This window comes from Paenibacillus sp. GYB003 (genome assembly GCF_036577625.1).
GTDB lineage: Bacteria > Bacillota > Bacilli > Paenibacillales > NBRC-103111 > Paenibacillus_AB.
Window position 1 is genome coordinate 129,236 of sequence record NZ_JARBDC010000007.1, and the last position, 19,079, is coordinate 148,314.

The window sequence follows — 19,079 nt, forward strand, 5'->3', positions numbered from 1 at the left end:
GTCGGTAAAACCCCCTCGTTATTCTTTGACCGCCCCGAGCGTGACGCCCTGGACGAAATATTTTTGAAAAAACGGATAAATGAGCATGACCGGGATGGTCGAAATCATGACCGCCGCCATTTTCACCGACTGCCCGAGCAGAAACGGATTGTCGCCCCCGCCCTGGAAGCTCGCCTCGTTCTCGACGAGCATGGCGCGCAAAAACAGCTGGAGCGGCCATTTGTCCTTGTCCGTAACGTACATGACCGCCGTAAAAAATTCGTTCCAGCGGGCGACCGCGTAAAAGAGGGCGACCGTGGCGATCGCCGGCATCGACAGCGGCACGACGATGCGCAGCAGGACTCCGAGATCGTTGCAGCCGTCGATCCGCGCCGACTCTTCCAGGCTTTCCGGGAGACCGCCGAAAAAGTTGCGCATAATGATCAGGTTGTACGTCGTGACCGCCGTCGGAATCATAAGCGCCCATACCGTATTGAGCAGGTGCAGCTGCTTGACGACGAGATACGTCGGAATGAGCCCGCCGCTGAACATCATCGTAAAGACGATGAGGAACATGACCGTCCGCCTGCCTTTCAGCTGCGGCTTGGACAGCGCATAGGCGGCCAGCACCGTCACGACCATGCTGATCAGCGTGCCGACGACCGTGACGAACACGCTGACGCCGTACGACGACCAAAGCTCCTTCATCTTGAACACATGGGCGTAAGCTTCCCATGTAATCGTTTTCGGAAACAGATGGACGTTGCTCGCCATGCTTTCCTGCAGCGGCACGATCGATACGATGAACGAATCCCAGAACGGGTACAGCGTTACGGCGGATAAACAAACGAGCAGAGCGGCGTTCGAGACGTCGAACAACCGGCCGGTAAAGCTTCGCCTCATCCAAGGTCCCTCCTCTAGTAAACGCCTTGTTCGCCCATCATCCGCGCCAGCTTGTTGGCGACGACGAGCAAAGCGAAGTTGATGACCGATTTGAACAAGCCGACCGCGGCGGCCAGGCTGAACCGCCCTTCCGTCAAGCCGATCCGGTATACGTACGTATCGATAATATCCGAGACCGAATAGACGGCGGGATGGTACAGCACGAAAATTTGCTCGAAGCCCGCCTCCATCATCGAGCCGATGCGCAGCAGGAGCAGGACGACGATCGTGCCGCGGATGCACGGCAACGTAATGTGCCGGATTTGCCTCCAGCGGTTCGCTCCGTCCATGACGGCCGCCTCGTACAGCTGCGGATTGACTCCCGCGAGCGCCGCCATATAAATGATCGTGTTCCAGCCGAATTCTTTCCAGATCATCGACCAGACGAGCGTGCCGCGGAAATGATCCTCGCTGCTCAAAAATCCGACCGGCTCTCCGCCGAACGCCTGAATGATCTTGTTGACGACGCCGCCGTCGGTCGACAGCAGGTTGATCAGCAGCCCCCCGAGAATGACCCAGGAAATGAAGTGGGGCAAATAAATGACCGTTTGCACGGTCCGCTTGAACGCCCGGACCCGCACTTCGTTCAGCAGCAGGGCGACGGCGATCGGCAGCGGAAAGCCGAAGGCGAGCCGGTACAGGCTGATCACGATCGTATTCCGGAACACGTCCCAAAATTTGTCCAGCCCGAACAAATAGTCGAAGTTTTTCAAGCCGACCCAGGGACTGCCGAGGATGCCCTTCGAGAAGCTGTACTCCTTGAAGGCGATGATCGCTCCGTACATCGGATAATAATGGAATATGCCGTAGTACAGCAGCGCCGGCACGAGCATCAGGTACAAGTAGCGGTTCGCGAGCAGATGTCCTCCGAATGTGCCGGACGGCTTCAGCGGCGTCGGGGGAGCGGTACGGGGATCCGGCCGGTTGCCGGGGACGATGCGGTTCATGTTCGACCCTCCTTTATCGATGCGATAGCGTTTTCAAGGGCGGATCCGGTTCGCGCCGGTTCGTCCTCACGGATATCAGCATAATTAGGAAGGAGGGGGGCGGAAAGATTCGATTTCCGCCTTTTGGTCGCAATTGCGGTTGAAGCGGGGTATCAATTTCTCACATCGGTATCGCGAATCGCGATTTACCCGTTTTCGAGCCGGCTCGCAATGCCGTTTTTGCGATATTCGGTAGGGGTGACGCCGTAATGCTTGCGGAAGGCGCGAATCAGATTGAGCTTCGTGCCGAAACCGCTCGCTTCCGCGATATCCGCGATCGTTTTGTCCGTGCCTGTCAATTGGGCGCAGGCGTCGCCCAGCCGAACTTCCGTCACGTATTCGACGAACGTTTTGCCGGTCGCCTCCTTAAACAGCTTGCTGAAATAGTTGCCGCTCATGAAGACGGTTTCCGCCACGGACTGGACGCTTAACGGCTCCCGGCTGTGCCGGCGTATATAGGCGGTCACTTTGTCCATGAAGTCCGCGGTTTTATGGTCCCGCTTGCGTTGGATGAACGCGTGCGTCTTTTCGATCATACGGTCGAACCAGGCCCCGATTTGCGTCAGCGACGTCTGCTTGCCGTAATCGTACACCATGTTCGAATCGGCGCCGAATACGTCCTCGACGTTGCCGTTCAGCTCGAAGACGACGGTAATGAGGCCGTTGACGATATGGTTCAAAATCATTTGCTTGTAATGGTAGCCGAGCGAGTCGTCGGTGCGCAGCCGTTCGACGATTTCGTTCTTGATCTGCAGCGCGGCTTCGAGATTGCCGCTTTTCAGCTCGACGATCAGCTTGTCCGCCTGGCCGCGGCAGGCGATGAACGAGCCGCGGTCCGCCTGGCCGGCGAGCAGGTCCTGGAAGGCGGCGATGCCGCCGGCTTCCGACATGCGCTCGAGCAGAAGGGCGTCGATCGCTTCGCGGTACGAAAGCGCTACGTCGGTCGCCTTCTCGTAGTAGCCGCCGATGCCGATCGACGTCTTCAGCCCGGTCTGCTCGAAAATGGCGCTCTGGACGCTTCGGGCGATCGTCTTGGCGCGAACGGGGGCCGTTTCCCTTGTCGTGTCCGGCGGAAAGTTGAGCACGACCACATCGTGCTGCTGCACCTGGCTCATCACGACTCCGCCGCCGGCCTCCATGGCGATGTCCTCGCAAATGCGAACGATTCGGTACCGCAGCAGCTTGCGGTTCAGCTCGGGCGCCTCGTCCGCTTCTTCCGGGAACTGCGTTTGCAGCGCCAGAACGGCGACACGCTCGGGCTTCAGCGGGATGCGGTGCTCGTCAAGCTCTCGCGCGACGTCCTCGTAAGCGGTTTGCTTCCCCAGCAGCAAATGGAGCAAAACGTGCTCTCTCATGACGATCTCGTTCTCTCTCAGCTTTTCCCGAAACTGCTCGTTCAAGTTCCACAGCCGGTCGAACGATCCGCGGATGAAGCTGAACTCGTCCTTGTACGACGCGGGCGGCTCGGCGCGCAGCGCGATCGCCTGCACCATTCGCTTGATCGGGCTGTAATAGCGCCCCGACACGACGATCATGAGCGCGAGGCCGATCGCGAAGCATAGTCCGGATACGGTCAGCGTCACGCCCAGGACGGCCCTGGACTGCTTGAACACTTCCGCCGCGGGGTTGAAGGTGACGTACTGCCATCCGTTCATGTCCGAGGTGATATAGGAAACGAACGTTTCCGTGCCGTTCAGGTCGCGGATGAAGTAGCCGGTTTGGCCTTCCTTCATCTGCTCCGCATCGGCCGCTTCGAATCGGGTGAACAGCAATCGTTTGTCCTTGTAAGACAGCACGTTTCCGTCGGCGTTCAGGATGGCCACGTTGCCGAGCTTGCGGTTGTTCGTATTGACGACGGCGTTGTACAGCAAGTCTTCCTTCAAATTGACGACGAGCACGCCGGTTTTGCTCAGCGAGTTGAGCGGCACGCTCATCATGTAGCTGAGCACGTTTTCCTGCGTCCCTTCGGCGTACGTCACCGGATTCGTATCGTACCACGAGGACGATTTCGTTTCCTTCCTGAACGTTTCGACGGCGCCGGCATGCCAAAAGCCCGACAATTCCGCGATGCCGGAATCGGAAATGATTTTGCCGTTGCGAACGCTGTATAAATAAATCGAATGAATCGTCCGCGACGAGCTGACCCGGTCCCGAAACATGCCGTTGATCGCTTCGAGAAACCGGTATTCCTCGTTCATGTCCCAATCGAGCGAGGCCGCCCGCTGCACGTCTTTGTTCAAGGCGAGGGAGGACGCGGTCTGCTGCACTTCGGCCAGCGCGTTCTCGACGATTTTCCGCGTTTGGCCGAGCACCTCGACGTTGGAGGCGTATACTTCCCGCTTCAGCATCCGATTCATGTAACCGTATACAACGGTGCCGGAGACGATCGTGACGAGAACCATCGCCAGCGTCAAATGAAGCAGCAGCCGCACAAACACGTTTCGTTTCATGCCCGAATCCCCTTCATGTAAGCCCTTGATTTTCCGTGCTCCTATTGTAGCACGACCGGACGATCGTTGTCCCGCCGGAGGACGGCAGGCAAAACGCGCCGTTTTGCATCTATCGGCAAACTGGGGCGGAGCGTTTAAAAAGGTTGTATCGGCGCCGAAACCCGGTACAATAAAGGGAAAGACCGAACCCGCGGGAGAGGGAGAGGGGATTCGATGCTGGGCGTAGCCGTCCTGCTCGTGCTCGGCTCGGGGTTTATTCATTCCGTATGGAATTTGTACGCGAAACGGAGCCGGAACAAAAACGTATTTTTGTGGTTTTGCCAGCTGACGGCGATCGTTTTGTTTTTGCCGTGGACGATCATGGAGCTCGACGCGGTGCGTTGGTCGGGGGAGGCGGCGCTGTGGCTGACGGCGTCGATGGCGCTGCACGGGCTGTATGTCGTGCTGCTCGCCGCCGTTTACGCGGTCGGCGATTTATCGCAAGTGTACCCGATTATGAGAGGGACGAGTCCGCTGCTCGTGCCGCTTGCCGGGGTGTTCGCGCTCGGCGAGTCGCTGACGCCGTACGGTTGGGGCGGAGTCGCGCTCATCGTCTGCGGCATCGCGCTGCTCAGCGAGATCCGGCTCGGCCGGGACGGGAGCGGCTCTTGGCGCGCCCCGCTGCTGGCGCTCGCCGTCGGCGTCTGCATCGCCGGCTACATCGTCGTCGACAAGCTGGCGCTGGAGCATGTGCCGGCCGTCGTGCTGAACGAAGCCTCGAACGTCGGGAACGCGCTTGCGCTTAGCGCGGCGGCGTTCCGCTCGCGCGGCATGCGCGAGGAATGGCGCGCGAACGGGAAAACGATCGTTCTCGGCGGCGTTTTGGCGCCGGCCGGTTATTTGCTGTTTTTGTACGCGTTGTCGATCGCCCCCGTGGCCCAGCTCGCCCCGATGCGGGAAATCGGCACGGTGTTCGGGGCCGTGCTCGGCGTCCGGATCTTGCGGGAGAAGCACGGCAAGCGCCGCATCGTTACGTCGCTTCTCATCACCGCCGGCGTTATCGTGCTGGGCGTATGGGGGAGTCCGGGCTAGGGGCGGTCCGTCCTTTTCGCCAAATTGCTCCATCCCGTGTAATCGTGCACGGCGATGCCTTGATACGCGGCATATCCGTCGAACGATTTTTCGACGAGCAGCGTCTGTCGCATCAGATCGCCTGCATCTTTTCCGTAAAAGGTCGTGTAGCTTTCGCCCGTCGGGTTCGTTTCGACGGCTACGATCGCCTTTTTTCCCAGCACGCTTGCCGTTTCGACCTCGTTCTTCGCCGCCTCCACAATGCCGCCGGGGCTAAGCGCCCGGTCGCGGTAAGCCATGATCGTAATATGATCCAATTTCTCGATCATCCAACGGCTTAACGATTGTTCCTCTTTCGCGTTCGCCGGGATTTCATCGAGCCAGAACGGTACGTCCGCTCCGAGCTCCACGTCGTTCAAGCTTCCGGCGATGTCCGTGAAATATTCGATGGCGGCCATCCAGCCGTCGACGATGCTTTGCCTTTGCCCCGTCTCCCAGCCGGGCCGATTGTAGGGCTCCACGTCCAAATGAATCCCTTTCAGTCGCTGTAACGAGGAGGCCTCCTCGTTATAGGACTTCACCCAATCGACCAGCTCCGCGATGCGAGGCTTGTTTTCTTCTTTGGCCCAGGAAGGGTCTCCGTCCAGCGCGTGTACGGCGATGCCCGACTCGGACGCTTTTTCGATAAAAGCCCGGTATACGCCGAAGTCCAGCTTTCGATCGATTTGCAAGTATAGGAGGTTGATTCGGTTTTGTTCGGCAAAGCTTACGATGCGCTCCGCGTCCTTGGCGACGAGCGACGCATCCCAAAGCCACGTGGCCCGCACTTTCGAAGGTTTATGGATCAGGCAAAGACTGGCCGCCAAGACGCATAGGATGAGAGTCCGAACGGTTTTGCCGCGTTTTCGCGTGAGCATTTTCGTTTCTCCTCTCGTTTTCGTCGGAACGGAGGTCGCCGTTTCAGGTTCGTCGGCGTACCGCTCCTATTAACTTATTCGTTCTGTCGGCGTCATTTATGGATATGCCCGTTTCGAAGCGATCCGCCCGAAGCGGATTCGGCAGGCGCGGAACGGGGCCGGGCGGGCATTTGCAGGAGGCCGCAATTTCAAGTATGCTGTTCCCGTGACGGAATAACCTTTAACGAACAAGGAGTCTCTATGATACGTTTCGGCATTATCGGTACGAACTGGATTACGGAGTCGTTTCTGCAGGCGGCGCGGGAGGTTGACGGCTTCGCGCTGACCGCCGTTTATTCAAGGACGGAGGAGCGGGCTCGCGAATTCGCGGACAAGCACGGCGCCGCCCATGCGTACACGGACGTGGAGGAGATGGCGAGCGGCGGCCGGATCGACGCCGTCTACATCGCCAGCCCGAATTCGTTTCACGCGGCGCACGCCTTGGCTTGCATGAAGCACGGCGTTCACGTGCTGTGCGAGAAGCCGATCGCTTCGAACGCCGCGGAGCTGCGGCGGATGATCGAGGCCGCCCGCGAGCGCGGCGTCGTGCTGATGGAGGCGATGAAGTCGACGCTGCTGCCGAATTTCGGCGCGGTGCGCGACCATCTGCCCGAGCTCGGGAAAGTGCGGCGTTACGTCGCCGGGTACTGCCAATATTCGTCCCGGTACGACGCCTATAAGCAAGGCACGGTGCTGAACGCGTTCAATCCGATTTTTTCCAACGGCGCGCTTATGGACTTGGGCGTTTATTGCATTTACCCGCTCGTCGTGCTGTTCGGCAAACCGGAGCGCATCCGGGCGAACGCGATCCTGCTCGATTCCGGCGTGGACGGGGAGGGCAGCCTGCTGCTCGGGTATCCCGACATGGATGCGGTCATCCATTACTCGAAAATCGCCGATTCGTCGCTGCCGTCCGAAATTCAAGGGGAGCGCGGCACGATGACGATCGCCAAGATCAGCCAGATGGAGTCGGTGCGCATCCGTTACAGGGACGGCAGCGTCGCCGATTTGACGAGGGAGCAGGCGGCGAACACGATGGTTTACGAGATTAACGAATTTATTCGCCTCATTCGTCGGGGCGACGCGGAATCGTCCGTCAATTCCCATGCGCATTCGCTATGGACGATGGAAGTGGCGGACGAAGCGCGGAGGCAGATCGGGCTCGTTTATCCGGCGGACGCCGCGCAAAGCTGAAAACGAAACCTCCCGGGATAGGTGGTCCGGGAGGTTTTTTGCTGCGGGCGGCGACGGCTTGCGAGTCGTCTGCGACGGGCCGATGAGGCGGGCCGGGCTGACCGACGAGCCGCCGCTTCGCCGTTACCGCTCCTCGTCTACGTAGCGGCGCTTCGCCGCTCCCATGCCGCATGCGAAAATAAGCAGGCTGGCCGCGAGCAACAGCAGCAGCGGGGCGGTCCAGCCGCCCGCGGCGTCGTGCAGCATCCCGAACAGCGCCGGTCCGACGGCGGCCAGCAAATAGCCGACGGACTGCGCCATGCCGGACAGCTCGGCCGCTTCGTGGGCGGTGCGGGTGCGCAGCGTGAAAAACATCATCGCCAGGCTGAACGCGAAGCCGCCGCCGATGCCGAGCACGATCGTCCAGAGCGGAATCCAGCCGTTCCCGCCGACTAACAGTCCGCCGATGCCGACAACGTACAGCGCCGTCGTCAACGCGACCAGCGGGCGCTGGCTTTTCATCCGTCCCGCCAGCACCGGGACGACGAACGTAAACGGAAGCAGCGCGAATTGGAGCAGCGACAGCATCCAGCCGGCCGTTCCCGCGCTCATGCCCCGCCCGCCCAAAATTGCCGGAAGCCACGCCACGGTCACGTAAAAAATGAGCGACTGCAGCCCCATGAACAGCGTCACCTGCCAAGCGAGCGGGGAGCGCCACAGCTTCGTCGGCTTGACGCCCGCCGACGGCGATGCGGACGGCCGGCTGCGGCCGCGAAGCTGCGGCAGCCATAGCGCGACCGCGATCAGGGCGAGCGCCGCCCAGCAGCCGAGCGCTCCTTTCCAGCCGAGTCCGGCGCCCGCCGCGAGCGGCACGCTGACGCCGGAGGCGATCGCGCCGCACAAATTCATCGACACGGAATAGACGCCGGTCAGCATCCCGACGTTTTCGGGAAATTCCCGTTTGACCAGCGCCGGCATCAGCACGTTGCATACCGCTATGGCCAGCCCGAGCAGCGCCGTGCCGAGAAACAGCGCTGCCGTCCCGGCCAGCGAACGGACGGCGATGCCGGCGGCAAGCAAGCCGATCGCCGCGAACAGGACCGTCTCCATGCCGAACCGGCGGGCGAGCCTCGAGGCGAACGGGGACAGCAGGGCGAAGGCGAGCAGCGGCAGCGTCGTGATCGCCCCGGCCCATGCGGCGGACAGCGTCAGCGATTCGCGGATCGTTCCGACGAGCGGTCCAACCGACGTGAGCGGCGCCCGCAAATTGGCGGCGATGACGACCATGCCGACGACGAGCGCCCAGCGCGACGCGGGGGACGCGCTCCGCGCGGCAAGCCCGGCTTGCCCGTCGCGTTCGGTTCGTTCCGCTCGATCGGAGCGTACTTGTTGCGTTTTCATGATGGTTCCTCCGTCCTACGCATCGATTTGTTGCTTGGCCTGCTCGATATAGTCGCGAACGGCCTCCGCGGCGCGTTCCGGGTCTCGCTCCCAAATCGCCTCGAACAGGCGGCGGTGCGTCGTTTGATGCAGGCAGGCGCCGCTCCGCATGACCGCCTCGGCGACAGATTCCCGCAGCGCGTCGGCGACATGGGCGTACAGCTCCTGCAGCAGCCCGTTGCCGGACGCGGCCGCAATCGCCTGATGCAGGCGAACGTCCGCGGCGATGAACGCTTCCTGGTCTCCGCGCTCCGCCGCCGACTCGCAAGCGTCCAGCCGGGCGCGCAGCTCCGCCGCGTCTTCCTCGCTGCGGCGCCGCGCGGCGAGACAAGCCGCTTCGCGCTCGAGGGCATGGCGCACCTCCAGCGTCTTGAGCAGCTCCTCGCGCTTGATTCGGCGCTCGAGCACGACGCCCAGCGCGCTGGAGGAGCAGACGTACGTCCCGTCGCCCTGGCGCGTTCGGAGCAGCCCGGCGTGGGTCAGCGCCCGGATCGCCTCCCGCAGCGTATTGCGGCTTACGTTCAGCTCGGCCATCAGCTCGGGCTCGGCCGGGATGCGGAAGCCGAGCGGCCAGCGGCCGGATTCGATCAGCGACTGGAGCTGACCGGCCACCTGCTCGACGAGCGTCAGCCGGGTCGGTTGCTGCAGCATAGAGCCGTCCTCCTTTTTATAAACGTAGGATGTTTGGATGATTGGTACTTTATCATATTTAGTGTTTGGCTGCAAGAAGGGGCGGCTTCCGTTTTTCCGCGAAATCGCTTACGATAAATGAGAACTCGAGACGATCGAAACAGAAGGATGGAGGCACAACGAACATGAGAAAACAAATGCTGCACCTCGGCACCTCGAACTCCAAAATGCCCGAAAGCGGCCCTTTCATCGACGAGCTGAAGCAATTGGGCGATTTGACGATCGTGCGGAACGGCGAACAGCTGTCGGACGAGGAGCGGGCGGCGCTAATTCGCGACTGCCATATTTTGCTCACGATGTGGGGCTCGGCGCCGGTTCCCGACGATATCGCCCGCGACAGGGGCAAGCTGGAATACATATGCAACATTACCGGCGAGATGACCCGCTGGATTTCGCTCGACATCATCGACTCGGGGATCCCGGTGACGAATTGGGGCGACGCCCCCGCCGATGCGGTCGCCGAGGCGGCGATGACGCTGCTGCTGCAGGCGATCAAAGACGTGCGCCCGCAAAACAAGCATATGGAGCAGGGCGGCTGGAGATTGATAAACGGCGTGCAGCGCGGCCTGGTGAAGGGGCTGCCGGTCGGCATTTACGGCATGGGCGCGATCGGCCGCCGCTTCGTCGAGCTCATTCGCCCGTTCGGCGCCGAGCTGGCGGTATACGATCCGTTCGTCGCCGAGCTGCCGGAAGGGTGCGCGCGGGTCGGCTCGCTCGAGGAGCTGTTCGACCGCTCGCTCGCGATCGTCATCCACGCCGCGCTGACGGAACAGACGCGCGGCACGGTGACGGCGGAGCTGCTCGCCCGGCTGCCCGACCATGCGATCGTGATCAATACGGCGCGCGGCGCGATTATCGACCAGGACGCGCTGTTCGCCGAGCTGGAAAGCGGCCGGCTGCGCGCCGGACTGGACGTTCTCGCCGGCAGCGACTCGCTGGAGCCCGGCCACCCGGCGCGGCAGTGGAGCAACTTGTCGATGACGGCGCATTCGCTCGACATCATTAATTGGAACTTGCCGCGGCTGCTTCGCCGCGAAGAAATATGTCTCGACAACATCCGCCGCCATCTGAACGGCGAGCCGCTGCGCTTCCGGATGGACCGCGCGCGCTATTTGCTGAGCACTTGAGGCGCTTCCGCGAATCCGGCCCGGGAACAGCAGCTGTTCCCGGGCCGGGCTTGTTTCGGGCCATGAATGGTTAAGCGGCTTTATCGTTCGGGTGCTTAAGGCTCGACCAGCACCCGGAATTTGCCGAAGACGAGCGTGACCTGCTCGTTCGTCTTGACGACGCGCACGTACCGGTAAGGGGTCGGGTCGGTGACAAGCGCGCTCCATGTCTGCTTGTAGCCGGTCGTCACATACCGGACATGGAAGCGGCTTTGTCGGGCGTCCCGAACGATAAGAGCATAGTTACAGCCATGGCGATGATGACAGCGAACGAAATCCGTTTTTGCGCGTCATGCATGTCGAATTCCTCCCTATTGACCAATCATCCGTCGCACTTCTCGCGAATGCCGAATACGCCGAACGCCGAAGCGGGGACGGCCGTTCTCGAGCCGCCCCTGAAAAACGATGCCCGCCCCGGACAATCGTCCGTCAGTCGCTGAACTTATACGCGAACAGCTCGGCCCGTTTCATAATAAAGCGGAGCTTCACCGCCCGGCCCGCCCATGCGGCGGCGCTCTTCCGCCCGGTCCATTCGATCCGGTGCCCGAGACTGTCTCCGCGCACGGGCAAGCAATCGCCGGCTCCGAAGCCGGGAATAACGGTGCCGTCCGGCTCCAGCAGCTCGGCCAGCAAATAGCCTCCATCGGCTACCGACGCATTGACGACCAATTGCCCGCCGCTGAAGGAGACGGGCTTCGTCGTAAGCGTTCCTTCGCCGTCTCCCGCCTCCGCCGCGACGAACCGGTCGCGCTTCCACTTGACCAGACCGATCTCGCCCTTGAAAGCGCCGCCTCCCGTACGGGGGTCGAACCGTCCCGACGACCGGCCCGCTTGCGGATGCCCTTCCGGGTACGTTTCGTAATAATGCGCCTTCTGATCGTGCGTATAGTTCGAGCCGTTGTAATACAGCCATACTTCGTCCCTTACGTCGATCGCCTTCGAGGCGGTATAGATCCAGCCGCTGTCCCAGTCGCTGACGGCCGCGTTATCCTGCGCGGCGGCGTCCGGCCCGGCGGTGCGGATTCGTCCGCGCCGTATGATCGGCTCGCGGATTTCCCGCGTCCAGTTCACGGTATCGCGGGAAAAAGCGAGCTGAACATCGTCGATGCCGTCGTCGATCGTGTAATGGTACGCCTCTTCGTCGTTCACGTAAAAGACCCACGGAAACGCGATCATCCCGCTTTCGTGCGGATACAAGCCGGCTCCGTAAAAATCGGTGCGCATCAGCGAACGGTTGATCGGAATTTCCGAGAGGGGGGCGAGCTCCTCCAGCTTTTCGGCGATCCGGTCGATCAATTGATCGGACGCGTCCGCATTCAAGCTGCGGAACGACGGCGTCCACGTTTTGAAATCGCGGCTCGTCGTCGTGTACAAAAACCGGCGGACCGGATGGTAATAGCCTTGATCCGTAATGCTGTATTTGTGCAGCACGACGTATTGGCCGCGATACCGGTCCCAGACGGCCGTCGAGACGTCGTGGCCCTCTCCGATCGATCCGAAAAACGTCCACTCGATCCCGTCCGGCGAAACCATCGTATGATACCCTTTCTGCCAAGTAAACGTGACCATCTTGTACCGTTCCGCGGCGGGAGCGGACAGGTCTTTCGTCACGCTGGCCATCTCCGCGCCATCCGCAATGGATACGGCGTTGGTCGGCTTCCCGCAGCGCGTCGCGGTCCGGGTTGGCGGTTTGTCCCAATGGATGCCGTCCGGGCTGGTTGCGTACAGAAGCTGCCAGCGGTTCGCAAAATACGTTTTGTCGCCCCCCGTGTCGGTGTAATACCACATTTTGAACAACCGCTCCTGCTCGTCGTACAGCACGTCGCCCCACAGCACTTGCCGGTAACCTTCCCAGTCCCGGTCCGGAGAGAGAAGGGGGCGGTCGCCGTGCTTTTCGCCCGGAATTTGCCGGAAGGCGATGCCGGAGACGGTCTCCACCAAATCGCGGGAGACGAACAATTCCGTTTGCGAGCCGATCGCGAAAGGACGCCCATCCGTCCGAGATGCAGAGCCGACAAGGGGGGAGTGGGCGGGACCGTACGCCTTCACCCGGAATTGCGGGTTGTCGTATAGTTCGAAAAACGATTCGTCGTCCGCGTACAACGTGTTCACTTTCAAATACCGGGCCGTCACTCCGGTTAAGACGAATGAATGTACGAGTCTGAAATTGTCGATCCGGTGCTGAAATTCCGCATCGGGTATTTCCTCGTACAATGCATTGTCCATGCTGGCGTACAGCTTGTATTGCCGCCCGCTGCCGTCCCCCTTCGCGCCGGAGTGGCGCCCCGTCAGATCGATGCGGCCGACGTTGGTCGGCCGGCCGAAGTCGATGCCGACGCTGTTGCGGTTCACATCGACGGGGAAGGTGGCCGTGCCGCCCCAATCGGCCAGCGAGCCGGATTCCGGCTCGGTATCCGACCGAAGGAAGCCGACGAGCGCCTTTAGCTCGGGGCCGACGGAAAAATCGAGCCGGTAAGCCCTGACGTCGAACTGAAGCAGGCGGATCGGGAACAAGCCGCGGCTTTCCTCGGGCGGAATATGGATTTTGATATACGGGGCGCGTATTCCGGGCAGCTCGAAAATGCTGACCGTACGCCCTTCGATAACCCGGGAGCGGAAGACGAACGATTCGATCGGCGCGTACGTCGCGTTGTCGCCGCTTGCGTACAAGCGATACGCGCTTTGTTGGCCGATGACGGTCAAGCCGGCGCACCACAGCTCGATCTTATCGACGACCGTCTCCGTTCCGAAATGAAGGCCGATGCTGCGGCCGTCGTGGTCGGCCGTCAGGGCGAACGGATGGCCCCATGTGCCGACGGGCGTGGAACCCGGACTCCGGTCCGCGTCCGTATATCCGATCGTCGCCTGAAGCTGGGCGTAAGCGGGAGTTGCATTCATGATTGGGTCATCACCTTTGGGAAATAGTTTTCGCGGTCAGCCCGAGACCGAACGGGACGGCCGGAGGCACGGCGGGCGCGTCGTTACCGCATGACGGCGGCATATTGCCGGTTCCGGTCGTCGATCATGTCGCGCCCGCCCATGTTCAGCCACTGCTGCATGACGCCGTCCCAGTTGTCCAAGGGGAGCTCGCCGTTAAACAGCTTTACTTTTTGCTCGCTCAAAAACGCATTCAGGTCGTTCAGCTTGGGAGCCGACTTCCAGGCGCTGATGTCATACACGACCTTGGAATCGGCATAGTCGAAGCGGGGCAAACGGTTCACCTGATCCCGCTTCAAGTTGTACGCCTCCATGACCCAGGCGTTCACAGGCCATAGCGGCTTGCCCGGCCAGTTGATAAAGACGGTTTTGTACTTGGCGTAATATTTCGCTTTCGACAAGTCGGTTCGATCTTCGGCGATAAATTCGACCAGACCGCCTTCGGCGCGCCGGTACGTCTCTCCCTCGATGCCGAACCAGGTCAACATGTTGCCTTCGTACGTGGCCTGGTAGTCGAAAAACTTCATAACGGCGGCGGGATCGGAGCTTTTGCTGTACAGGACCCACACCGACGAGGCGATCGGAGCGTTCGGCAGTTTGTTGATGCCCGGTCCTTCCGGAATGAACGGCACGTAGCTGTAATCCGGAACCGTTTTCCGCAGCGCTTCCCCCGCGTTCAAGATCGTACCGGAGAAAGTGGCGGCCACGGCGCCGGCTTTGTTCCGCGCGATCAGCTCCTGCTGCTTGGCCGCGGTCGACAGCAGCATATCGGGCCAAATGTATCCTTCCCGGTTCCATTCGATCAATTTGGCCATCATGCCTTTATAGGAGGGATGAAGCTCCGGCGGCATGAGCCGGCCGTCCCCGTCCTTCCACCACGTAAAGCCGTTCGGCATGAAGCTGGAGCCCAAAACGGCTTCCAGCATGCCGAGCGTTCCCCCCGAGCCGGTCGAGAGCGGGACGGTATCGTCCTTCCCGTTGCCGTCCGGATCGCGCTCCTTGAACGCCTTCATCGTTTCCTCGAATTGCCCGATCGTCCTCGGCATGGGCAGGTTCAAGTTCCGGAGCCAATCCTCCCGGATTTGCAGCGCGTTCAGGGCCATCACTCCGTTTTCGATCGGAATGCCGAGAATGCGGCCGTTATACGTCGCGCGTTCGAAGGCGGCGGGGGCTACATTTTTTTTCAAATTCGAGCCGTACCGGTCAAGCAAATCGTTGAGGGGCAAAATCATGCCTTCGTTATACGCCTGAATCGCATCGATAATCGGCATCTCGGCAAAGTTCAGCTGCTCGCCCGAAGAAAGCATCAAGTTCCGTCTCGTCTTGCACTGGCTCGTCTCCGCAAAGACGATCCGGACGTCGACGCCGGTGTCCGCTTGGATCGAATCGTGGACGCGCTTCTCCTCGGGCGTTCTGCGGTCGAACGACGGATTGCAGTTGAGACCGACGATCGGAACCGCCCCGCGCGGCGGAGCCTTGTTTGGCGCCGGCGCGTTTTCGGGCGCCGCCGCGAACTCGCAGCCGGCGGACGATAGCGTGACGGCGATCCATAGCGCCAGCCCGATCGGCCGTAGACGATTCAGACGCATATGAGGCGTTGCCCCCTTTTTCAAAAATCTTACTTTCCCCATTCCTGCAGCTGCTTGGCCGCGGCTTCTTCCGAAAGGCGCAAAGCCGTGTTCTGGTCGATCTCGCCTCGCATCGCCCGATTCATGCTCGCGACATACAAATTCGCGATCGGAATTTCGTGGATGCTCTTGTACGGCACTTCCGCCATCTTGTTGTAGAAATAGGCGTTCCAGTTTTTATCCTTATACTTCGTCTCCTGCCCGAACGCCTTCCGCACATCCAAGCTGCCCAGCACCGGCATGAAGCCTTTCCCGGCCGCGGCCGCCTGAAATTCGTCCGAGACGAGATGCTTCAGCACTTCCATGGCGGCATCTTTGTTTCTCGCCATCTTCGTTATGCCGAAATATTGGGTATACGGCTGTCCTCCGATTTTCGGCAGATTCGGAAGGCTCGGGTTCGCGACCCAATCCCAGTCGAACTTGCTCAATTGATCGTCGCGGCTGTTGGCCACGAACGAGGTGATGGCCCCGAGCATCACGACCTGCTGATCTTTGTAAAAACCGTCCAGCACATCGTGATTTTTCAAATAATCGCGAACGCCGGGCACCTCGGACGGAGCGATGAGCAAGGTTTCGTAAAACGTTTTCCATCTCTCGTCCCGGTTGATCGTCGGCTCGCCCGTTTTTTCGTCGATCAGCGGTATGGAAAGCGGATTCATATACAGCATGTAATGGGTAAACGGGACGTAACCGACGTAGGGCTTTCCCGCCTCCGTTCTCGTCAGCCGGCGCGACAGGTCGAACAGCTGCTCCCAGGTCATTCCGTCTTTCGGATACGGAACGCCGAACCGATCGAACAGATCCCGGTTGTACTGAATCGCCATCGTGTCGGTAAAGACGGGCAGGGCGTAAATGCCGTACTTGGAAGCTTTCACGCCGCTTACCGTCGACGGCTCGAAACGGTTCAGGTCGACGTTATGCGTTTTGACCAGCCCGGACATGTCGAACTGCACGTCGTGCGAGATCGTCTCGTTTTCGAAATAGCCGACATTGGCGAAATAAATATCGTAGCGCGTTCCGGCGGCGAGCACCCCCGCCACGTCCATCCCTTTGCCGGTATTCTGGATGTACTTGATCGTATAGTGCGGAAACTTCTTGCGCAGGCTGTCGCCGTACCGTTTATCGAATTCGGCCGGCGGCATGCCGTTCTGGGTGTAAAAGACGACCTCGGCCGGTTCGTTCGGGTCGAAGGCGGGCGTCTGCGACTTCTCCGTTTGCGACTTTTTCGTCTGCGCCTCGCCGGAAGCGGAGTCGGGGACGTCCGCTTTGCCGCCGCAGCCGGCGAGCAGGCCGGCCGCGGTCAACACGGCGGCGGCGACGGTCCATGTACGTTTAATGCCGGTAACCTCCCATTATCATCGATTTTCCAACCCGGGTGCGGAATAAGTTCAACCTACACCAGGGGGGCGGGAGGTTCAATCACAATATATTAAACGGCTTGAAAGGAAGGCTGAGGCGGCGTTGTTCAACGAGTTGAATATTGTGATAAAGCCGGAAGCGGCGCGGGATAACGATGCCTGCCGACGCCGTTCAGGCTTCGGCGGGTTCCGTCCCGCCGGGCGCTCCGCGGCTTCGGCCTGTGAGCAGCTCCCGGTATTCGGACGGCGTAATTCCGGTATGCTGCTTGAACACCTTTGTGAAGTAGCTGTTGCTGTTGAAGCCGGTTTTCAGTCCGATCTCGGAAATTTTCGTATCCGCATCCGCCAGCAGGCGCTTCGCGGTTTCGATGCGGTATTCGTTCAAATAGTCGATCGGGGTCCGGTTGTAGCTTTTTTTGCACACGCCGATCAAATGCTGCTTCGTGATGCCGAGATGGCCGGCCATATCGTCCAGCGAGAAGTTTTCGGCGTAATGGTCCGCGATATATTCGGCGATTTGCCGGGCGTAGTTTTTCGGGTCGTCGGCGTATTCCCGGTATTCGTAAAACTTGGTGAGCAGAAACTGCTTGACGGCGGTAACGTTCATGATGCCTTTGTCCGTAATGAGCCCGTTCAGCTCGTTAAGGAGAGGGAGACTGTGCTGGCCGAACAGCCGCAGCAGCATCGAGACGACAAGGTAAAAGTTCAAGTTGTATTCGACGACGGTCAGCTGGTCGGAGAACAAGGCGTTCAGAGCGTCCGTATAGCCTCGTTCGTTTTGCTGGCGGACCGTCAGTTCGAGTTCCTCGATGGCCGGAGCCTTCATGGCGCTGCCGTAATCCATCGGGAGCTTGCTGTAACAGTACAAGTTGCTGTCGGCCGTATACATGCGCCCGATATGATAGGCGTACATCGCTTCGATATAGGACAGATGGACATCGGCCCATGCATGGATGCCCCCGACGCCGATCGCGATGCTTCCGGTAGGGTCCTCCTCCAGGCAGGGCACAAGCTCGGTCAGAAACCGGTTCATATCGTCCGTATCCAGTTGAAACAAGGCGAGGCGGTCGCCGCCGGCCTCCGGGAACCATTCGACCCGGAACGCCTTCCCCAGCTTGTCGCGCAGCAGGTCCATCTCCCGTCCGGAAAACGAGTCTCGATCCGGCATCTTGGACGAGAGAAACGCGACGACGTGGAACGGCGGCATGTCCCCGAGGTGCGGACCCCATTCCTCCCGGATGACGGAAGGCCCGGTGATCATGCGGTGCAGCATCGTTCTGCGCAGCAGCTCTTCGCTTTCCGCCGCCTTGGACACCACCCGCTTAAACGGTTTGTACAGCTCCCGCAATCCGGCGACGATCAGCAGGACGACGAAGCCGAGCACGACGAACAGGACGGCGACCACCTTCGTCTTGAGCCGGGCGACGTCCCCGTACAACCGCTCCGTATTCACTTCGCCGATCAGATACCAGTTGAAGGCGGACAGCTTGTGGCGGTTCGTGGCGATGCGGGGGCGATCCGGCCCCGCTTCCGGTCCCGCTTCCGGACCCGCGGATGGCAGACCGATCCGCCGGGCGTCGCGGTGGTATACGATTTTGCCGGCCGCGTCGGTCAAATAATAATTGTAAATATCTGCGTCGATATTCAGCTCGCTTAGGAACGAGCCGTATATTTTATCGAGATCGACATTGAAAATGAAAAGGTTTTGCGCTCCGTCCGCCGCGGGGAGCTTCTGGACGATGGAGGCGTACGGGACGCCCGTCCGGGAAACGCCCTCCTTCAATACGACCTCGTAGGGAAGCAACTGCGGCATGTCGGCGGCGATCCACGGCATGGAGCTCTCCTCCGGTCGGCGCTGGATGCCGTAGCCGGAAACGATCAAGGAACGGTCGCTTCCGTTATACAGCGCATATTCGGCAATGTAAGGATTGGCGGAAACCAATTTGTTCAGCTCGTTAAACGTCTTCCATTGCTCGGTCGGCGTACGCGCGCTGCCGAAGCGGGAGTCGGCGACGACCGAATTCGCGAAGTCCATGATTTGCCGGAACGTCCGCTCGATCAGATTGCCGGTGCGGGTCAATTCGTTTTCGTTTTTCGCGTCGATCAGCGAGACGGTTTGCTTCATGAGCAGATTCATGTTGTAAACGGTTGCAAGTAAAACGGGAATGCCGGATACGACAATCAGCACGACGGCTACTTTGAACAAATACGATTTGACGTCTTGTTTCAAGGCGTTCCCCCCTGCCTTCTCTATGAACGGGCACTCTGATTCGGCCTACACTTATCAGCTTATCAGACCCTCTCGCTTCGCGCACTCCTTTTGT

14 protein-coding genes are annotated in these 19,079 nt (G+C 60.4%); 3 read left to right on the plus strand and 11 right to left on the minus strand.

The window, feature by feature from the left end; translation table 11 throughout:
- Positions 1 to 18 precede the first annotated feature (18 nt).
- The 3 genes from PV407_RS05245 to PV407_RS05255 form a co-directional block, all read right to left on the minus strand.
- Positions 19 to 882: a carbohydrate ABC transporter permease gene (locus tag PV407_RS05245; protein ID WP_332088835.1), complete on the minus strand. Its 864-nt coding sequence runs from the start codon at positions 880 to 882 to the stop codon at positions 19 to 21.
- 14 nt (positions 883 to 896) lie between these two features.
- Entirely contained in the window at positions 897 to 1,868 is a 972-nt protein-coding gene (locus tag PV407_RS05250; RefSeq protein WP_332088836.1) for an ABC transporter permease, read from the minus strand.
- Positions 1,869 to 2,053: 185 nt separating this feature from the next.
- Positions 2,054 to 4,357: a helix-turn-helix domain-containing protein gene (locus tag PV407_RS05255; protein WP_332088837.1), complete on the minus strand. Its 2,304-nt coding sequence runs from the start codon at positions 4,355 to 4,357 to the stop codon at positions 2,054 to 2,056.
- A 213-nt stretch (positions 4,358 to 4,570) separates the two neighbouring features.
- On the opposite strand from PV407_RS05255, the gene PV407_RS05260 reads away from it, so the two are divergent.
- Positions 4,571 to 5,428, plus strand: coding sequence for a DMT family transporter (locus PV407_RS05260; RefSeq protein WP_332088838.1), 858 nt, complete (start codon positions 4,571 to 4,573; stop codon positions 5,426 to 5,428).
- Here the strand turns inward: PV407_RS05260 and PV407_RS05265 are convergent.
- Positions 5,425 to 6,324, minus strand: coding sequence for a hypothetical protein (locus tag PV407_RS05265; protein ID WP_332088839.1), 900 nt, complete (start codon positions 6,322 to 6,324; stop codon positions 5,425 to 5,427). The two genes, PV407_RS05260 and PV407_RS05265, sit on opposite strands and share 4 nt — an antisense overlap.
- 240 nt (positions 6,325 to 6,564) lie before the next feature.
- On the opposite strand from PV407_RS05265, the gene PV407_RS05270 reads away from it, so the two are divergent.
- Positions 6,565 to 7,557 carry a Gfo/Idh/MocA family protein gene (locus PV407_RS05270; RefSeq protein ID WP_332088840.1) on the plus strand — a complete coding sequence of 331 codons (993 nt, stop codon included), beginning with the start codon at positions 6,565 to 6,567 and terminating at the stop codon, positions 7,555 to 7,557.
- Positions 7,558 to 7,680: 123 nt separating this feature from the next.
- Here the strand turns inward: PV407_RS05270 and PV407_RS05275 are convergent, their stop codons facing one another.
- Together PV407_RS05275 and PV407_RS05280 are read right to left on the minus strand one after the other, a co-directional pair.
- Entirely contained in the window at positions 7,681 to 8,823 is a 1,143-nt protein-coding gene (locus PV407_RS05275; protein WP_442951626.1) for a CynX/NimT family MFS transporter, read from the minus strand.
- Between the two features lie 129 nt (positions 8,824 to 8,952).
- Positions 8,953 to 9,627 carry a FadR/GntR family transcriptional regulator gene (locus tag PV407_RS05280; RefSeq protein ID WP_332088842.1) on the minus strand — a complete coding sequence of 225 codons (675 nt, stop codon included), beginning with the start codon at positions 9,625 to 9,627 and terminating at the stop codon, positions 8,953 to 8,955.
- A gap of 164 nt (positions 9,628 to 9,791) precedes the next feature.
- On the opposite strand from PV407_RS05280, the gene PV407_RS05285 reads away from it, so the two are divergent.
- Entirely contained in the window at positions 9,792 to 10,793 is a 1,002-nt protein-coding gene (locus PV407_RS05285; RefSeq protein ID WP_332088843.1) for an NAD(P)-dependent oxidoreductase, read from the plus strand.
- 95 nt (positions 10,794 to 10,888) lie between these two features.
- Here PV407_RS05285 and PV407_RS05290 read toward each other — a convergent pair whose 3' ends face one another.
- From PV407_RS05290 to PV407_RS05310, 5 genes are all read right to left on the minus strand, one after another.
- Entirely contained in the window at positions 10,889 to 11,023 is a 135-nt protein-coding gene (locus PV407_RS05290; RefSeq protein ID WP_332088844.1) for a hypothetical protein, read from the minus strand.
- Between the two features lie 238 nt (positions 11,024 to 11,261).
- Positions 11,262 to 13,730 (minus strand): discoidin domain-containing protein, encoded by a 2,469-nt coding sequence (locus tag PV407_RS05295; RefSeq protein ID WP_332088845.1) that lies wholly within the window; start codon positions 13,728 to 13,730, stop codon positions 11,262 to 11,264.
- 83 nt (positions 13,731 to 13,813) lie between these two features.
- Positions 13,814 to 15,358 (minus strand): extracellular solute-binding protein, encoded by a 1,545-nt coding sequence (locus PV407_RS05300; RefSeq protein ID WP_332088846.1) that lies wholly within the window; start codon positions 15,356 to 15,358, stop codon positions 13,814 to 13,816.
- A 29-nt stretch (positions 15,359 to 15,387) separates the two neighbouring features.
- Positions 15,388 to 16,704, minus strand: a complete 1,317-nt coding sequence (locus PV407_RS05305) for an extracellular solute-binding protein (RefSeq protein WP_332088847.1) — start codon at positions 16,702 to 16,704, stop codon at positions 15,388 to 15,390.
- 223 nt (positions 16,705 to 16,927) lie between these two features.
- Entirely contained in the window at positions 16,928 to 18,985 is a 2,058-nt protein-coding gene (locus tag PV407_RS05310) for an AraC family transcriptional regulator (protein ID WP_332088848.1), read from the minus strand.
- Between the last annotated feature and the right edge of the window lie 94 nt (positions 18,986 to 19,079).

Bases quoted from the DNA above. Each gene is read 5' to 3' on its own strand.
- PV407_RS05245 (WP_332088835.1), bottom strand. From the start codon at position 882: ATGAGGCGAAGCTTTACCGGCCGGTTGTTCGACGTCTCGAACGCCGCT.
- PV407_RS05250 (WP_332088836.1), bottom strand. From the start codon at position 1,868: ATGAACCGCATCGTCCCCGGCAACCGGCCGGATCCCCGTACCGCTCCC.
- PV407_RS05255 (WP_332088837.1), bottom strand. From the start codon at position 4,357: ATGAAACGAAACGTGTTTGTGCGGCTGCTGCTTCATTTGACGCTGGCG.
- PV407_RS05260 (WP_332088838.1), top strand. From the start codon at position 4,571: ATGCTGGGCGTAGCCGTCCTGCTCGTGCTCGGCTCGGGGTTTATTCAT.
- PV407_RS05265 (WP_332088839.1), bottom strand. From the start codon at position 6,324: ATGCTCACGCGAAAACGCGGCAAAACCGTTCGGACTCTCATCCTATGC.
- PV407_RS05270 (WP_332088840.1), top strand. From the start codon at position 6,565: ATGATACGTTTCGGCATTATCGGTACGAACTGGATTACGGAGTCGTTT.
- PV407_RS05275 (WP_442951626.1), bottom strand. From the start codon at position 8,823: ATGGTCGTCATCGCCGCCAATTTGCGGGCGCCGCTCACGTCGGTTGGA.
- PV407_RS05280 (WP_332088842.1), bottom strand. From the start codon at position 9,627: ATGCTGCAGCAACCGACCCGGCTGACGCTCGTCGAGCAGGTGGCCGGT.
- PV407_RS05285 (WP_332088843.1), top strand. From the start codon at position 9,792: ATGAGAAAACAAATGCTGCACCTCGGCACCTCGAACTCCAAAATGCCC.
- PV407_RS05295 (WP_332088845.1), bottom strand. From the start codon at position 13,730: ATGAATGCAACTCCCGCTTACGCCCAGCTTCAGGCGACGATCGGATAT.
- PV407_RS05300 (WP_332088846.1), bottom strand. From the start codon at position 15,358: ATGCGTCTGAATCGTCTACGGCCGATCGGGCTGGCGCTATGGATCGCC.